This is a genomic window from Streptomyces sp. NPDC090442, assembly GCF_044769405.1.
Lineage (GTDB): Bacteria > Actinomycetota > Actinomycetes > Streptomycetales > Streptomycetaceae > Streptomyces.
The window spans coordinates 1-14,968 of record NZ_JBIVXW010000071.1 but is presented as its reverse complement, the minus strand read 5'-3'; the positions used below and the strand labels follow the sequence as shown (position 1 = coordinate 14,968).

15 protein-coding genes are annotated in these 14,968 nt (G+C 71.2%); 10 read left to right on the top strand and 5 right to left on the bottom strand.

What is annotated here, in order from left to right; all coding sequences use genetic code 11:
- The first annotated feature begins 397 nt into the window (after window positions 1-397).
- On the top strand, window positions 398-2,950 hold the full coding sequence (locus tag ACIQU6_RS35240; RefSeq protein WP_403485793.1) for an FHA domain-containing protein: 2,553 nt from the start codon (window positions 398-400) through the stop codon (window positions 2,948-2,950).
- A gap of 98 nt (window positions 2,951-3,048) precedes the next feature.
- Here the strand turns inward: ACIQU6_RS35240 and ACIQU6_RS35235 are convergent, their stop codons facing one another.
- Both ACIQU6_RS35235 and ACIQU6_RS35230 read right to left on the bottom strand, forming a co-directional pair.
- The gene (locus ACIQU6_RS35235) at window positions 3,049-3,762 is read right to left on the bottom strand and encodes a transglycosylase SLT domain-containing protein (RefSeq protein WP_403485792.1); all 714 of its coding nucleotides are present in this window, start codon (window positions 3,760-3,762) and stop codon (window positions 3,049-3,051) included.
- Between the two features lie 338 nt (window positions 3,763-4,100).
- Window positions 4,101-4,832 carry a nitroreductase family protein gene (locus tag ACIQU6_RS35230; RefSeq protein ID WP_403485791.1) on the bottom strand — a complete coding sequence of 244 codons (732 nt, stop codon included), beginning with the start codon at window positions 4,830-4,832 and terminating at the stop codon, window positions 4,101-4,103.
- Window positions 4,833-5,224: 392 nt separating this feature from the next.
- Here ACIQU6_RS35230 and ACIQU6_RS35225 point away from each other — a divergent pair, with 392 nt between their 5' ends.
- The 4 genes from ACIQU6_RS35225 (at window position 5,225) to ACIQU6_RS35210 (ending at window position 7,884) form a co-directional block, all read left to right on the top strand.
- Window positions 5,225-6,370: a GAF domain-containing sensor histidine kinase gene (locus tag ACIQU6_RS35225; RefSeq protein ID WP_403485790.1), complete on the top strand. Its 1,146-nt coding sequence runs from the start codon at window positions 5,225-5,227 to the stop codon at window positions 6,368-6,370.
- The gene (locus ACIQU6_RS35220) at window positions 6,363-7,046 is read left to right on the top strand and encodes a response regulator (protein WP_403485789.1); all 684 of its coding nucleotides are present in this window, start codon (window positions 6,363-6,365) and stop codon (window positions 7,044-7,046) included. Before ACIQU6_RS35225 ends, ACIQU6_RS35220 begins: the two co-directional genes overlap by 8 nt.
- A 185-nt stretch (window positions 7,047-7,231) precedes the next feature.
- Window positions 7,232-7,471: a chaplin gene (locus ACIQU6_RS35215; protein WP_403485788.1), complete on the top strand. Its 240-nt coding sequence runs from the start codon at window positions 7,232-7,234 to the stop codon at window positions 7,469-7,471.
- A gap of 167 nt (window positions 7,472-7,638) precedes the next feature.
- Complete coding sequence (locus tag ACIQU6_RS35210) at window positions 7,639-7,884, top strand: chaplin (protein ID WP_403485787.1); 246 nt, start codon at window positions 7,639-7,641, stop codon at window positions 7,882-7,884.
- A gap of 105 nt (window positions 7,885-7,989) precedes the next feature.
- On the opposite strand, the gene ACIQU6_RS35205 is transcribed toward ACIQU6_RS35210, so the two are convergent.
- Window positions 7,990-8,805, bottom strand: a complete 816-nt coding sequence (locus tag ACIQU6_RS35205; RefSeq protein WP_274916434.1) for a hypothetical protein — start codon at window positions 8,803-8,805, stop codon at window positions 7,990-7,992.
- 92 nt (window positions 8,806-8,897) lie between these two features.
- Between ACIQU6_RS35205 and ACIQU6_RS35200 the strand changes: the two genes are divergently transcribed.
- The 4 genes from ACIQU6_RS35200 (at window position 8,898) to ACIQU6_RS35185 (ending at window position 12,137) form a co-directional block, all read left to right on the top strand.
- The gene (locus tag ACIQU6_RS35200; protein WP_403485828.1) at window positions 8,898-9,710 is read left to right on the top strand and encodes an ABC transporter ATP-binding protein; all 813 of its coding nucleotides are present in this window, start codon (window positions 8,898-8,900) and stop codon (window positions 9,708-9,710) included.
- A gap of 124 nt (window positions 9,711-9,834) precedes the next feature.
- Window positions 9,835-10,248, top strand: coding sequence for an NfeD family protein (locus ACIQU6_RS35195; protein WP_403485827.1), 414 nt, complete (start codon window positions 9,835-9,837; stop codon window positions 10,246-10,248).
- 67 nt (window positions 10,249-10,315) lie between these two features.
- The gene (locus ACIQU6_RS35190) at window positions 10,316-11,284 is read left to right on the top strand and encodes an SPFH domain-containing protein (RefSeq protein WP_403485826.1); all 969 of its coding nucleotides are present in this window, start codon (window positions 10,316-10,318) and stop codon (window positions 11,282-11,284) included.
- Between the two features lie 85 nt (window positions 11,285-11,369).
- The gene (locus ACIQU6_RS35185; protein WP_403485786.1) at window positions 11,370-12,137 is read left to right on the top strand and encodes a sulfite exporter TauE/SafE family protein; all 768 of its coding nucleotides are present in this window, start codon (window positions 11,370-11,372) and stop codon (window positions 12,135-12,137) included.
- A 51-nt stretch (window positions 12,138-12,188) separates the two neighbouring features.
- On the opposite strand, the gene ACIQU6_RS35180 is transcribed toward ACIQU6_RS35185, so the two are convergent.
- Together ACIQU6_RS35180 and ACIQU6_RS35175 are read right to left on the bottom strand one after the other, a co-directional pair.
- The gene (locus ACIQU6_RS35180) at window positions 12,189-12,695 is read right to left on the bottom strand and encodes an HNH endonuclease (protein WP_274916436.1); all 507 of its coding nucleotides are present in this window, start codon (window positions 12,693-12,695) and stop codon (window positions 12,189-12,191) included.
- A gap of 455 nt (window positions 12,696-13,150) precedes the next feature.
- The gene (locus ACIQU6_RS35175) at window positions 13,151-13,690 is read right to left on the bottom strand and encodes a YbhB/YbcL family Raf kinase inhibitor-like protein (protein ID WP_403485785.1); all 540 of its coding nucleotides are present in this window, start codon (window positions 13,688-13,690) and stop codon (window positions 13,151-13,153) included.
- 279 nt (window positions 13,691-13,969) lie between these two features.
- Here ACIQU6_RS35175 and ACIQU6_RS35170 point away from each other — a divergent pair, with 279 nt between their 5' ends.
- On the top strand, window positions 13,970-14,620 hold the full coding sequence (locus ACIQU6_RS35170) for a DNA-3-methyladenine glycosylase (protein WP_403485784.1): 651 nt from the start codon (window positions 13,970-13,972) through the stop codon (window positions 14,618-14,620).
- Window positions 14,621-14,968 lie beyond the last annotated feature (348 nt).

Below are 14,968 nucleotides of genomic sequence, written 5' to 3'. Positions count from 1 at the left end.
CCGCGGCGTCGCAGGGTCACCGCCCCGCCACCGAAGCGGTCGGGCGCCTGGTCCGCGGGGGTCGGGGCGATCGTTATGGACTCGTGTCCGCGCCTGCCCGGTTGCACCGGTCCGAGGGACCGCGCTGGCACTCCAACTCCCCTTTTGGTATGGCGTTTTCGCGGCCGGGGGAGCCGTCCGGGGCCGTCGCGGTGCGTCGAATGCCCCGAATTCCCGGCATTGTGGGCTCCAGCGGGCTATTCCGGCTCTCCGGGAGGGTTCGCCGGATGCCGGCAGAAGTGCTCCGCCCCCGGTCCCGTCCCGGTTTCCCGTCCACCGGCCGAGCCTGAAATAGTTCCTCACGATGTTTCGCCATCCCTAGACTTCCCGCACAGGGCGTCACTCGGGGGACTATGTAATGGGGCATGGAGTGCCTGAACTCGTACTGGAATTGAACGGAAGGACCTGGACGCTCGACCCGTCCAGGACCTACAGCGTGGGCCGTGATCCGCAGGGCGACATGGTGCTCGACGACGCCAGGGTCTCCTGGCGGCACGCCAGCCTCCGATGGTCCGGCCGAAGCTGGCTGATCGAGGACCACGGCAGCACCAACGGCACCTACGTCCGGGGCCAGCGCATCCAGCAACTGGAGATCGGCCCGGGCGCCGCCGTCCACCTGGGCAACGCCACCGACGGCCCCCGGTTGACCCTGTCCGCCGCCGGGCTGTCGAACGACGCCCTCCAGACGCAGGCCATGACGACCACGCCGCACCAGGGCTGGCCGGTCGCGCCCGCGCAGCAGCCGCCCGTCCAACAGGACTGGCAGGCGCCGCCGCAGGGCCACCAGCAGCCGTACGTCCCGCCGCAGCAGGCCCCGCACCCGCAGCAGGGCGCGCCCCAACAGGCCGCGCCCGCCGGGGCGTCCGCGCCGCAGCAGCAGGCCCCGCAGGCCCAGGGCGGCGACCGCAGCCCGACCACCTTCCACCGCCTGGACACCGGCCGGGTGATGCGGATAGGTCGTGCGCTCGACAACGAGCTGGTCGTCTCCGACCTCCAGGTCTCCCGTCACCACGCGGAGTTCCGGGCCACGCCCGAGGGCCGGTTCGAGATCCGCGACCTCGGCAGCCACAACGGCACCTACGTCAACGGCCAGCCGGTCCCCAAGTCCGGCACCGCGCTGATCGGCCCGAACGACACCGTCGGCGTCGGCCACTCCACCTTCCGGCTGGTCGGGGACCGGCTGGAGGAGTTCGTCGACACCGGTGAGGTCTCCTTCTCGGCCCGCCACCTCACCGTCACTGTCGACGGCGGCAAGCAGATCCTCAAGGACGTCTCCTTCGGCGTCCCCGAGAAGTCCCTGGTCGCCGTCATCGGCCCGTCCGGCTCCGGCAAGTCGACGCTGCTCAAGGCGCTGACCGGCTACCGCCCCGCCAACGAGGGCGAGGTCCTCTACGACCACCGGAACCTCTACACGCACTTCGCCGAGCTGCGCCAGCGCATCGGCCTGGTCCCGCAGGACGACATCCTCCACAAGGAGCTGACCGTCCAGAAGGCCCTGCGCTACGCCGCCAAGCTGCGCTTCCCCGGCGACACCGCGGAGTCCGAGCGCGAGGCCCGGATCGACGAGGTGCTGCGCGAGCTCAAGCTGGACATCCACAAGGACAAGAAGGTCACCTCGCTCTCCGGCGGCCAGCGCAAGCGCGTCTCGGTCGCCCTGGAGCTGCTGACCAAGCCGTCGCTGATCTTCCTCGACGAGCCGACCTCCGGCCTCGACCCGGGCATGGACCGCGACGTCATGCAGTTGCTGCGCGGCCTGGCTGACGACGGCCGCACCGTGCTGGTCGTCACCCACTCGGTGGCCGAACTCGCCCTGTGCGACCGGCTGTTGGTGATGGCGCCGGGCGGTTCGGTGGCCTACTTCGGCCCGCCCCAGGAGGCGCTGAACTTCTTCCAGTACGAGTCCTGGGCCGACGTCTTCTCGGCGTTCGAGAACTACCGCGACTACGACTGGGCCGGCCGCTGGCGCGGCTCCCCGCACTACCAGATGTACGCCGCCGACCTCGACGCCGCCCCGCCGCAGTCGGTCAGCGTCCAGGCCCCGCCGGCCCGCATACAGAAGTCCCAGAGCTGGGGCTCCCAACTGTGGACCCTGATGCGGCGCTACGTCTCCGTGCTCGCCTCCGACCGGGGCTTCCTCGCCCTGATGGTGCTGCTGCCGGCCGTCCTCGGCGTGGTCTCGCTGCTGATCCCCAGCGACTACGGCCTCGGCTACGGCCCCGAGAAGCAGCTCGGCATGCGGCCCAACCGCGACGCCAGCACCATCATGCTGATCCTCGCGGTCGGCATGTGCTTCTCCGGCGCCGCCAACTCGGTCCGCGAACTGATCAAGGAGCGGGTCATCTACGAGCGCGAACGGGCCACCGGCCTGTCGCGGTCGGCGTACCTGATGTCCAAGGTCATCGTGCTCGGCGTGGTCACCGCCATCCAGGGCGTGATCCTGGCGGCCATCGGCTTCTCCGTGCGGACCATGCCGTCCCAGGGCCTGATCGTGCCGAAGATGCCGGCGATCGAGATGACCGTGGCGATCATCGCGCTCGGCTTCACCTCGATGATGGTCGGCCTGATCATCTCCGCACTGGTCAAGACCGCCGAGAAGACCATGCCGCTGTTGGTCATGTTCGCCATCGTCCAGGTCGTCTTCACCGGCGTGCTCTTCCAGCTCTTCGACACGGTCGGCGTCTCCCAGCTCTCCTGGCTGATGCCCTCGCGCTGGGGCGTCTCCGCGATGGGCGCGACCGCCGACATGAACACGCTGCTGCCCTGGGAGGTCGGCCACCCCGACCCGCTGTGGAAGCACCAGACCGGCGTCTACGTGATGGACGTGGTCATCCTGCTCGCCCTGGGCGTCGGGCTCGCCTTCGTCGTCGCGCGGCTGCTGCGCCGCCACGAGCCGGAGGTCATGCGCAAGTAGCGCCGGCACGCGCCAACGCCAAGGGGCGGCACCCGAGTTCGGGTGCCGCCCCTTCACGTGTCGTTGTGCGCCGGCGCGGAGCGTGGCGAACGTCCGGCTCAGTAGGCCGAGTTGACGTTGTCCATCGAGCCGTAGCGGTTGGCCGCGTACTTGCAGGCGGCGGTGATGTTGGCGACCGGGTCGTAGATGTTCCAGGACGTGCCGGGGACGTGGAACGCGCGGAACGTCGGGTCGATGACCTGGAGCAGACCCTTGGACGGGATGCCCATCTGGGCGTTGGAGTCCCAGAGGTTGATCGCGTTGGGGTTGCCGGAGGACTCGCGCATCAGGTTGCGGTAGATCCCGTCGTAGCTGCCCGGGATGTTGTGCTGCGCCATGATGTCCAGCGACTCGCGGATCCAGCCGTCCAGGGTGTTCGGGTATATCTTCGCCGGCTTCGGGGCGGCGGCCGGGACGGCTTCGCGGACGGCGGAGCGGCTCGCCGTCTCCTTGCCCTGGCGCTCCTGCTCGGCCTTGGCCTTGGCGGCCTGCTCGGCCTTCTGCTTGGCGAGCGCGGCCTCGGCCTTGCCCTGGGCGGCGGAGGCGTCGGCCTGCTGGGCGATGGTGGCCTGCTGGGCGCGGGCGGCGGTGTCGACGGTGCTGAAGGCCACCGGCTTGATGTTCAGGCTGGCGGAGGGCGCCTCGGCCTTGCCCTGGCTGGCGTCGGCCCCCGGGACGACGGTGAAGACCAGCGCGGCGGCACCGGCCGCGGCGATGCCGGCTGCGGTGAGCTTGTGGACCCGGGTCAGGTTCAGACTGGCGTGCTTCGGCATGGCGGGCGACCTCTTCCGATGGGGGACATCGCACGGGCCAAGAGCGGCGGCAGAACGCCGAGTTCTGATTACGGCGCCGAGCGACGGGAGCCATTCTTAGCGGCCGAAAATTCGCCGAGCAACGATGTGACGTACGATCCCGGTTAGTGGGACCGGGCCCGCCCAGAATGCGTCCGAGCCGGAATATTCCCAGCTCATAGCGGGTTTCCCGGTCCACTAACCAGCTTCGTAAGTGACCTGCGCCCTATGCGCGGGGTCACAGCGGGCAGAGGTTTATCTCGCGTTTAGTAGTTGCAATCGCACAGCTCGTGTGCGGGTTGCGGGCGGGGTGGCCCGCGTCAGACCTCGACCAAGACTTGGTCAAGGGACTTTCGTACCAAATCCGGCACCTGGCAGTCCGGAGCCGGGTAGCCGACGGGGATCACCGCGAACGCCTTCTCGTTGGCCGGCCGGCCCAGCACCTCCTGGAGGAACCGCATCGGGCTCGGGGTGTGCACCAGCGCCGCCAGCCCCGACAGGTGCAGCGCGGACAGCAGCATCCCGACCGCGATGCCCACCGACTCGTCCACGTAGTAGTGCTTGTGCTTGGTGCCGTCCGGGCCCAGCCAGTGCCGCTGTTGGAAGACCACGATCAGGTGCGGGGCGTCGGTCAGATGCGGCTTGACCTCGTCCGTGCCCAGCGGCCGCAGCGCCGCCAGCCACTCCTCGCCCAGCCGCCCCGCGTAGGAGCGCTGTTCCTCGGCCTCCGCCGCCGCCCGGATCCGGCGACGCACCTCGGGGTCCTTGACCAGGACGAACGTCCACGGCTGCTGGTGCGCCCCGGACGGCGCGGTGGCGGCGCAGGCGATCGCGTCCCGGACCACCTGCTCCGGCACCGGGTCGGCGGCGAACTGCCGGACCGTCCGCCGCCGGTCCATCCGTTCCCGCAGCTCGGCGGCGCGGGCCAGCGACTCGTCCGCGGGCATCCGCTCCGGCCGGTACGGCACCGACCGGTAGGGCTCGCCGTGGGTGGGCGTCCAACGCTTCGTCGGGGGTGTCGGCGCGCTGTGCGCCTGTGATGAAGAGGACATGCCCATGAGTCTGGGTCCGGGCCGGCGGCCCGCGCCGCGGATCGCCGAATCCGTGCCGATTCCCTCCGCGTCCGCGGCTCGATCGCTGCGCCGCCGCGCTCTCGGCCCGCACCGATCGCACTCTCTGTCCCTATATAAGGGGACAAGGATTGATTTACGGGCTAACACGACCCTTCTCGGAACCTTGCCACCAGACCCCTCCTTATAGGGCCCTCTATATAAGGGGTCTCGCATCGCACTTATCTATAGAAACCGGAGCATTCTGGTCGTACCCAGCCGGGGCTCGACCGGCTCCGCGCCCCCAGCGGGGCGTTCGGCCTAGGTCAGCGGGCGTAGGCACGGAGCGTCGGCGGACCGATACGGGGTGATCGACGCGCCGGTACGGTGAAGCCATGAGCACCGGACCGGGTGCCGGGATCCCCGCGGTGAGCACCGCGATCCTGGCCATGAGCAGGCATTTGGAGGTGCGCGACGTCCTCAAGACGATCGTCGCCTCGGCCCGTGAACTCCTGGACGCCGAGTACGCCGCGCTCGGCGTGCCGGACGATCACGGGGGCTTCGCCCAGTTCGTCGTGGACGGTGTCAGCGCCGAGCAGTGGAAGGCCATCGGCCCGCTGCCCCGCCAGCACGGCATCCTCGCCGCGATGCTGCACAACGCCACCCCCGAGCGGCTCGCCGACGTCCGCGAGGACCCCCGCTTCGGCGGCTGGCCCGCCGCCCACCCGGACATGTCCGACTTCCTCGGCCTCCCGGTCGCCGACGGCGACGAGATCCTCGGCGCGCTCTTCCTGGCCAACAAGCGCTGCCCCAAGCCCGCCGGCGGGTGCGGCTTCACCGAGGAGGACGAGCGGCTGCTCGGGATACTCGCCCAGCACGCCGCCATCGCCCTCACCAACGCCCGCCTCTACGAGCGCAGCCGCGAGCTGACCATCGCCGGCGAGCGCGCCCGGCTCGCCCACGAGCTGCACGACGCGGTCTCCCAGAAGCTGTTCTCGCTCCGGCTCACCGCCCAGGCCGCGACCGCCCTGGTCGACCGCGACCCGGCCCGCGCCAAGGACGAGCTTCACCAGGTCGCCGCCCTGGCCGCGGAGGCCGCCGACGAGCTCCGCGCCGCCGTCGTCGAACTGCGTCCGGCGGCCCTGGACGAGGACGGGCTGGTCGCCACCCTCCGCTCCCAGGTCCAGGTCCTGGACCGGGCACACACCGCCCGGGTCAGCTTCGCCGCCCAGGGCGTACGGGCACTGCCCTCCGCCCAGGAGGAGGCGATGCTCCGGGTCGCCCAGGAGGCGCTGCACAACGCGCTGCGCCACTCCGGCGCCGCGCACGTCGAGGTGAGCCTCACCCGGTCCGGCCAGGGCGCCCTGCTGCGGGTCGCCGACGACGGGCGGGGCTTCGACACCGGCATCGTCCGCCGGGCCGGACGGCACCTGGGCCTGGTGTCGATGCGCGATCGCGCCGGCGGCGTCGGCGGCACGCTCACCGTGGAATCGGAGCCCGGCAAGGGCACCACTGTCGAGATGGAGGTGCCCGGTGGCTGAACACCCGCAGGGCGGTACCGAACGGGCCACCGGCGAGGGCCACGCGATCCGCGTGCTGCTCGTCGACGACCACCAGGTCGTCCGCCGCGGCCTGCGCACGTTCCTGGAGGTCCAGGACGACATCGAGGTGGTGGGGGAGGCGTCCGACGGTACCGAGGGCGTCGCCGCCACCGAGCAACTGCGCCCGGACGTCGTCCTCATGGACATCAAGATGCCCGGCATGGACGGCATCGAGGCGCTCCGCCAGCTCCGCGCGCTCGACAACCCGGCCAAGGTGCTGGTCGTCACCAGCTTCACCGAGCAGCGCACCGTCGTCCCGGCCCTCCGCGCGGGCGCGTCCGGCTACGTCTACAAGGACATCGACCCGGACGCGCTGGCCGGCGCTATCCGCTCGGTGCACGCCGGCCATGTGCTGCTCCAGCCCGAGGTGGCCGGCGCGCTGCTGTCGCAGGAGGACAACAACGGCGGTCAGGGGCGCGGCGGTTCGCTCACCGAGCGGGAGCGGGAGGTGCTGGGGCTGATCGCGGACGGCCGTTCCAACCGCGAGATCGCCCGGGCGCTGGTGCTGTCGGAGAAGACCGTCAAGACCCATGTCTCCAACATCCTGATGAAGCTGGACCTCGCCGACCGCACCCAGGCCGCGCTGTGGGCCGTGCGGCACGGCATCGGGGCCTGAAACACCAGGTGGGCGGGGCGGGTTGAGGCTCTATCAAAGTTATTAGCCGAACGTCGCCCCATGAGTCGGAGATTCATACTGTCGTGTATACGTAGCCCGTTTGGCGTATCCCAGCTCCGTGCCGGGCCGTTTCCCAGTGCAGTCGTGGCGGCTGGCCACGGCATCGGCAACGAGGAGCAAGAGAAGTGAAGAACATCAAGCGAGTTGCGGCCGTCACGATCGCGGGGGCCGGTCTCGCGCTGGCGGGTGCGGGTGTCGCCTCGGCCCACGAGGGTCCGCAGGGTGCCGCGGTGCAGTCGCCCGGCGTCGCCTCCGGCAACGTCGTCCAGGCCCCGATCCACATCCCCGCGAACATCTGCGGCAACACCGTCTCCGTGGTCGGCCTGCTCAACCCGGCCTTCGGTAACACCTGCTTCAACAAGTGACCGTGGGAGCTCCCGCTCCGACCACCTGACCCGCGTGCCGGGCCGAACTCCGGCCCCGCGTAGGTCACTTCGGACCGGCCCCGCCCAGCCCTGGCCGTGCGGCCGGTCCACCCTCCACATCCACCGTTGTTTTCGGCCCTGTGCCACCACGTGAGGAACACGCCACCATGAACACCGTCAAAAAGGCCGCCCTTGTCCTTGCCACCACCGGTCTCGCCGTCGGCGCCGCCGCCGGTTCGGCGTTCGCCCAGGACGGCGCGCAGGCCGACGGCAAGGCCCTGAACTCCCCGGGCGTCGCCTCCGGCAACGTCGTCCAGGCCCCGGTGCACGTGCCGGTGAACGTCACGGGCAACAGCGTGAACGTCGTCGGCGTGCTGAACTCCGTCTTCGGCAACCCGGCCGTCAACGACTGACGCCACCGGCCCGGCCCCCAACGCCCGGGCCGACGGAGGACGTTGGTCCTCGAACTCTCCTCGAAGGTCCCGCCGGCCGCGCCATGGCCGGCGGGACCTTCCCGCTCACCCCCGGCCCCGCTCCCGCTCCTCCACCGCGGAGTTGTACGCCGCCACCTGCGCCCGCCGGGCCGTGCGCTCCACTGGGCGCAACGCCTCGGCGCGGGCCGCGATCTGGGACGAGCTGACCGCCGCGCCGTGCTCCCGACCGTCCCCGCCCGCTCCCCGGGCGATGTCGATCAGCGCGCCGACCCGCTGCGCCAGCTCCAACACCCGCACGGCGCGCGGCGGATAGCCCGGTGCCAGCACCTGCCGGCCGGCCTCCGCCCGCGCCCGGTAGGCCGCCAGCGCGGCGTCCGCCACCGGGCCGGAGCCGGCCACGTCGAGCCGCGCGAGCACCTCCGTCGCCTCCCGCAGCGCCTCCGCCAACTCCCGCTCGGCCTCGCCCAGCGACGGCACGTCGGCCGGCGGCGCCTCGCGGGCCGGCAGGCAGTGCCAGACCACCTCGACGTGCACGTCGGGGCCGGCCGCGCCCTCCGGGCCCGCCTCGTAGACCTCCGGGACGAGCCCCAGCGCGACGCCGTGCGCCAGCACCGCCTCGCCGGCCTCCAGCGCCCGCGCGTTGAACTCCGGCGGGCCGCTCAGCCCCAGCGGATGCCCCGGCACCGGCAGCGCGACCCGCAGGCCGACCGCCCCCAGCGCCCGCAGCCGCCCCAGCGCGAGCGTCAGACCGACCGGGGCGTCCTCCCCGGGCAGGCCCAGGACGCGGTGGACCGCATCGTCGTCCGCGATCTGGTGCGCGGCGTCATCAGGTGAGACAAGTCCGGCCAAAAGGGCATTTCCCCACGACGCCAGCCGTCCCGAGCGAGGTTCATCGAGCATGGTCCCCAGCCTAGGGAACGGCACTGACAACGAGTGGCGTAGGTTTGCAGGGGGGCTGCGCCTACCGGCGCACACGACGACGCGAGATGGCAATGGGAGACAGTGCGCTCATGAGCGATGTGCTGGAGCTGGTGGACGTATCCGTGGTCCGCGAAGGACGGGCTCTGGTGGACCAGGTCTCCTGGTCGGTGAAGGAGGGGGAGCGCTGGGTGATCCTCGGCCCCAACGGAGCCGGCAAGACCACCCTGCTGAACGTCGCCTCCAGTTACCTCTTCCCGAGCACCGGCACCGCCCGGATCCTCGGCGAGCAGCTGGGCCGCGTCGACGTCTTCGACCTGCGCCCGCGCATCGGCATCGCCGGCATCGCGCTCGCCGACAAGCTGCCGCGCCGTCAGACGGTCCTGCAGACCGTCCTCACCGCCGCCTATGGCATGACCGCCACCTGGCGCGAGGACTACGACGAGATCGACGAGCAGCGCGCCCGCGCCTTCCTCGACCGGCTGGGGATGAACGCCCATCTCGACCGGAAGTTCGGCACCCTCTCCGAGGGCGAGCGCAAGCGCACCCTGATCGCCCGCGCGATGATGACCGACCCCGAGCTGCTCCTCCTGGACGAGCCCGCCGCCGGCCTCGACCTCGGCGGCCGCGAGGACCTGGTGCGCCGCCTCGGCCGGCTCGCCCGCGACCCCTACGCGCCCTCGATGATCATGGTCACCCACCACGTCGAGGAGATCCCGCCGGGTTTCACCCACGTCCTGATGATCAATCAGGGCAAGGTGCTGGCCGCCGGCCCGCTCGACCTGGAGCTCACCTCCGGCAACCTCTCCCACTGCTTCGGCCTCCCGCTCGTCGTCGAGCGCAACGGCGCCGACCGCTGGACCGCCCAGGGCCTGCCCCTGAAGTGACCCCGTGATCCCAAGTGGCCGGCCGCCGTTGACCGTTGCACGGTCCACGGTGACCGGCCACTGACCGATCGCGCCCTGTCCTGGAGCCGCCCGACCGATCTACCATGACCCCGTGGATCCATGGGTGTGGTGGCTGTTCGCCGCCGTGGGACTGGGCATACCGCTCGTCGTGACCGCGCTGCCCGAATTCGGGATGTTCGCGGTCGGTGCCGTCGCCGGTGCCGTCACCGCAGCGCTCGGTGGCGGCACCGTCGTGCAATTCCTGGTGTTCATCGCGGTGTCCGTCGCGCTGGTCGCCGTCGTGCGGCCGCTCGCCAACCGCCACCGGGGCCAGGGCCCGCACCTCGCCTCCGGCATCGAGGCCCTGAAGGGTCGGACCGCCACGGTCCTGGAGCGGGTCGACGGCGGGGCCGGCGGCCGCATCAAACTCGCCGGCGAGATCTGGTCGGCCCGCGCCCTCGACGGCGACCGGGTCTACGAACCGGGACAACAGGTGGACGTGGTGGACATCGAGGGCGCCACCGCCCTCGTCATCTGAACCGAACCCGGTGCGCGACGCCCCGCACCTCTGGAAGACTGATCAACAACAAGCCGGCCGCGGCCGGATGGGCCAGCAACGAAGGGCAACGGGAGCCGCTTTGGATATCATCATCGTCCTGATCATCCTGGTGGTGCTCGTCTTCATCGCACTCCTCAAGACGATCCAGGTCATCCCCCAGGCCAGCGCGGCCATCGTCGAACGCTTCGGCCGCTACACCCGCACGCTCAACGCCGGCCTGAACATCGTCGTCCCGTTCATCGACACGGTCCGCAACCGCGTCGACCTCCGCGAGCAGGTCGTGCCGTTCCCGCCGCAGCCGGTGATCACCCAGGACAACCTCGTCGTCAACATCGACACCGTCATCTACTACCAGGTGACCGACGCCCGCGCCGCCACCTACGAAGTCGCCAGCTACATCCAGGCGATCGAGCAGCTCACCGTCACCACCCTCCGCAACATCATCGGTGGCATGGACCTCGAACGGACCCTGACCTCCCGTGAGGAGATCAACGCGGCGCTCCGCGGCGTCCTCGACGAGGCCACCGGCAAGTGGGGCATCCGCGTCAACCGCGTCGAGCTCAAGGCGATCGAGCCGCCCACCTCCATCCAGGACTCGATGGAGAAGCAGATGCGCGCCGACCGTGACAAGCGCGCCGCGATCCTCCAGGCCGAGGGCGTCCGGCAGTCCGAGATCCTCACCGCCGAGGGCCAGAAGCAGTCCGCGATCCTCCGCGCCGAGGGTGAGGCCAAGGCCGCGGCCCTGCGCGCCGAGGGCGAGGCCCAGGCGATCCGGGTGGTCTTCGAGTCCATCCACGCCGGTGACCCGGACCAGAAGCTGCTGTCGTACCAGTACCTCCAGATGCTCCCGAAGATCGCCGAGGGCGACGCCAACAAGCTCTGGATCGTCCCCAGCGAGATCGGCGACGCGCTCAAGGGCCTCGGCGGCGCCATCGGCAACTTCAACCCCGCCGGCGGCGGCGCCTCGATCCCCCGGCCCGCCAGCCCCGAGCGGCAGGCGCCCCCGATCGACTGACGCGGCCGCATCCCTCGTGCATGATCAGGGTTGCCCCCCGACCTTCTGGGCGGGGAGGCGACCCTGATCGCGTGAGGAGCCGTGCGTGTCCCCCTGGGAAGCAGTCGCAGTCTTCGCCGCCGGGCTGGGCGCCGGCACCATCAACACCGTCGTCGGCTCCGGCACCCTGATCACCTTCCCCGTCCTGCTCGCCGTCGGCCTCCCGCCGGTGACCGCCAACGTCTCCAACTCCCTGGGCCTGGTGCCCGGTTCGGTCAGCGGTGCCATAGGGTACCGGCGCGAACTGCGCGGCCAGCGTGGCCGGGTGCTGCGCCTCGGGACCGGCGCCGTCATCGGGGGCCTGGGCGGCGCGGCCTTGCTGCTGGCCCTGCCCTCCAGCGCCTTCGACGCGGTCGTCCCCGCCCTGATCGCGCTCGCCCTGGTGCTCGTCGTCGCCCAGCCCCGGCTGGCCGCCGCGGTCCGCGCCCGCCGCGCCCGCAACGGCACCACCGCCCACCGCGACGGCGGCCCCGCCCTGTTCACCGGCCTGCTGCTGGCCAGCGTCTACGGTGGCTACTTCGGCGCGGCCCAGGGGATCATCTACCTCTCCCTGATGGGCGTCCTGCTCAGCGACGACCTCCAGCGCAGCAACGCCCTCAAGAACGTCCTCACCGCCCTCGTCAACGCCGTCGCCGCGGTCTTCTTCCTCTTCGTCGCCCGCTTCGACTGGACCGCGGTGCTCCTCATCGCGGTCGGCTCCGCGCTCGGCGGCCAGCTCGGCGCCAGGGTCGGCCGCCGACTGCCGCCCACCGTGCTGCGCGCCGTGATCGTCGCGGTGGGGCTGGTGGCCCTCATCCAACTCCTCACGCCATAGCGGGAGTTCCGTGGCGGGGAGTCGAACGAGGGCCACCACCCGCCCGCGCCGCTACGCCGGCAGCGCCCGCAGCCAGTCCGGCAACTCGTCCCGTACGGACACCCCCAGGGCCGCCACCAGCGCATCCGCCGGCGTCGGCTCGAAGGGCTTCCGCAGCAGCCGCATCCCCGCCTGCTCCGGCGTCCGGTCCGCCTTGCGATGGTTGTCCTCCCGGCACGAGGCGACGGTATTCAGCCAGGTGTCCCCGCCGCCGTGCGACCGCGGCACCACGTGGTCCACGGTCGTGGCCCGCCGCCCGCAGTACGCGCAACGGTGCTGGTCACGCGCCAGCACGCCCCGCCGGGACCAGGGCGCCCGTCTTCGGAACGGCACCCGTACGTATCTGCTGAGCCTGATCACCTGCGGCACCGGCACGTCCACCGAGGCCGCCCGGACCCGCAACCCCGGGTGCGCGTGCTCGACGACCGCCTTGTCCTGCATCACCAGCACCACCGCACGCCGCAGCGACACCGTCGCCAGCGGCTCGAAGCTCGCATTCAGCACCAGCGTCTCGCGCATCCCGTCCACCTCCCGGATCCTGATCGCCGCCCTGGCGAAGTGGCTCCACTCTGCAAGGGCAGGTATTCCCCGGACAACGCAATTTCCGTGTGCCGCAAGGGAAATGGGGGGTTGCGGGAGCGTGAAGAAGAGGTGTTCCGCGACGGGGGCGGAGCCGGCGCGACGGCGCGCGCGGGAGAGAGGGAAGAAGAGTGCGCTCCGGGTTCCGACCCCCGTAGAGGAACCCGGAGCGAACGGCAGCCGCACGGACGCCCCTGAGCAGGATGTCCGGACGAGGCGCCTCCCGGGCCCTGGGGGCCGCGGGGAGGGGCGCACACACACTGACGCCCCGGCGCTCCGCCACTGCGGTACCAGCCGCCCGCCGCCTCGCGGAGGCGGCGGTACGGGTACCACTGTGCGTGGCGGAAGCGCCGGGGCGCAACGCATTTCCCATGTGCCGGAGAGCCGGCCGCGGGTCAGCCGGCGGCCGGCACCTCGTACTCGCCGATCAACTGGGCCCGCCCGAGCGTGTGGAACCGCAGGTTGAAGCCGACCACCGCGGGCGAGGCATCCGCGTCAGGCCCCAACTTCTCCTGGTCGACGGCGTACACGGTGAACACATAGCGGTGCGGCCCGTCCCCGGGCGGCGGGGCGGCGCCGCCGAAGTCCCGTGTCCCGTAGTCGTTGCGGGCGTGCACGGCCCCCGCGGGAAGCCCCTTCAGATCGCCGCTACCGGCCCCGGCCGGCAGTTCCGTCACCGACGCCGGGATGTCGAAGAGCACCCAGTGCCAGAACCCGCTGCCGGTCGGCGCGTCCGGGTCGTAGCAGGTGACGGCGTAGCTCCTGGTCCCCTCGGGCGCGCCCTCCCACCGCAACTGCGGCGAACGGTTCCCCTCGGCGTAGACCTGCTCCGGCCGCAGCGCCCCGCCCGGCTCCACCTCCTCGCTCACCACCGTGAACTCCGCCACCGGCGGATGGAAATCGTGCGGGAGCGGCCGCCGCTTCAGCTCGGACACCTCGGACCTCCTGGTCGCTTGCTGACACTCTGTCCGGCCAGGTTAGAGCCACTTCCCCCCACCCACCGCCCCCGCCCGGCCAACGACCGGACCACCCCACCCAGTCGTCCCCCGCCCATCCCGGCCGCAGGCGCATGCCCGCCACCCTCACCCTCACCACCAACTCCCCCCGGAACACCAGCCGTTACCGCACCCCGCACCGCACTCTCCCACCGTCCCCGATCATGGCCGGATCCACACACCCCGCACCTCCGCCCGGCTCCACTACGCTCGGAACCCATGACCGACGTACCGGCCCGCACGCCCCTCCCGCGCGACTTCTTCGACCGTCCCGTCGTGGAGGTCGCCCCGGACCTCCTGGGCCGCACCCTGGTACGCCACAGCCCCGACGGTCCCATCGAGCTCCGCCTCACCGAGGTCGAGGCGTACGACGGCGAGCGCGACCCGGGCTCCCACGCCTACCGCGGCCGCACCGCCCGCAACGCCACCATGTTCGGCCCGCCCGGCCACGCGTACGTCTACTTCATCTACGGCATGTGGTTCAGCATCAACCTGGTCTGCGGCCCCGAGGGCAGGGCCAGTGCGGTCCTGCTGCGCGCCGGCGAGATCCTGACCGGCGAACCCCTGGCCGCCGCCCGCCGCCCCAAGGCCCGCAACGCCGACGAACTGGCCAAGGGGCCGGCCCGCCTGGCCACCGCCCTCGACATCGACCGCTCCCTGGACGGCACCGACGTCTGCGCGCCCACCGATACCCCGCTCACGATCCTCCACGGCACCCCGGCCCCTCGTGACGTGGTGCGCAACGGCCCCCGCACCGGCGTCGGCGGCGACGGCGCGGACCACCCCTGGCGCTACTGGATCGACGGCGACCCGACGGTCAGCCCCTACCGCCCCCACAGTCCCCGCCGCCGCACCGCCACAGCTACTTGACTCTGTCCCGCCAAACGCCTAACGTGGCCCGAGCCGCTGGATACGGGCAGCGCTTTCTGCGTCCCCGATGTGGCACCAACCACTACTCCGCACGACTCCCTGATGGGTCTATTTCGGCACGTCCGGAATTCGATTCGAATGACTCGATTATGAGCCGTCAGGAAAAGCCGCTAACGTAGTGGTCACGCCGAAAGGCAAGCTCCTCCGACGAGCAATGCAGAACGGAATTCGAACCGGTCGCTCAGCGGCCGGAAACGAAAGAAGATCTGATAAAGTCGGAAAGGTCGAAAAGCGAAAGCGAAGCGGCCGAACCCCGCTCCAACAGGGGGCTGGAGACGGAAACGGATC

What these genes read in the sequence shown, in the direction of transcription:
- ACIQU6_RS35225 (WP_403485790.1), top strand. Translation starts at nt 5,225, where the DNA reads ATGAGCACCGGACCGGGTGCCGGGATCCCCGCGGTGAGCACCGCGATC.
- ACIQU6_RS35205 (WP_274916434.1), bottom strand. Translation starts at nt 8,805, where the DNA reads ATGCTCGATGAACCTCGCTCGGGACGGCTGGCGTCGTGGGGAAATGCC.
- ACIQU6_RS35200 (WP_403485828.1), top strand. Translation starts at nt 8,898, where the DNA reads ATGGGAGACAGTGCGCTCATGAGCGATGTGCTGGAGCTGGTGGACGTA.
- ACIQU6_RS35240 (WP_403485793.1), top strand. Translation starts at nt 398, where the DNA reads ATGGGGCATGGAGTGCCTGAACTCGTACTGGAATTGAACGGAAGGACC.
- ACIQU6_RS35210 (WP_403485787.1), top strand. Translation starts at nt 7,639, where the DNA reads ATGAACACCGTCAAAAAGGCCGCCCTTGTCCTTGCCACCACCGGTCTC.
- ACIQU6_RS35230 (WP_403485791.1), bottom strand. Translation starts at nt 4,832, where the DNA reads ATGTCCTCTTCATCACAGGCGCACAGCGCGCCGACACCCCCGACGAAG.
- ACIQU6_RS35235 (WP_403485792.1), bottom strand. Translation starts at nt 3,762, where the DNA reads ATGCCGAAGCACGCCAGTCTGAACCTGACCCGGGTCCACAAGCTCACC.
- ACIQU6_RS35180 (WP_274916436.1), bottom strand. Translation starts at nt 12,695, where the DNA reads ATGCGCGAGACGCTGGTGCTGAATGCGAGCTTCGAGCCGCTGGCGACG.
- ACIQU6_RS35170 (WP_403485784.1), top strand. Translation starts at nt 13,970, where the DNA reads ATGACCGACGTACCGGCCCGCACGCCCCTCCCGCGCGACTTCTTCGAC.
- ACIQU6_RS35190 (WP_403485826.1), top strand. Translation starts at nt 10,316, where the DNA reads ATGGGCCAGCAACGAAGGGCAACGGGAGCCGCTTTGGATATCATCATC.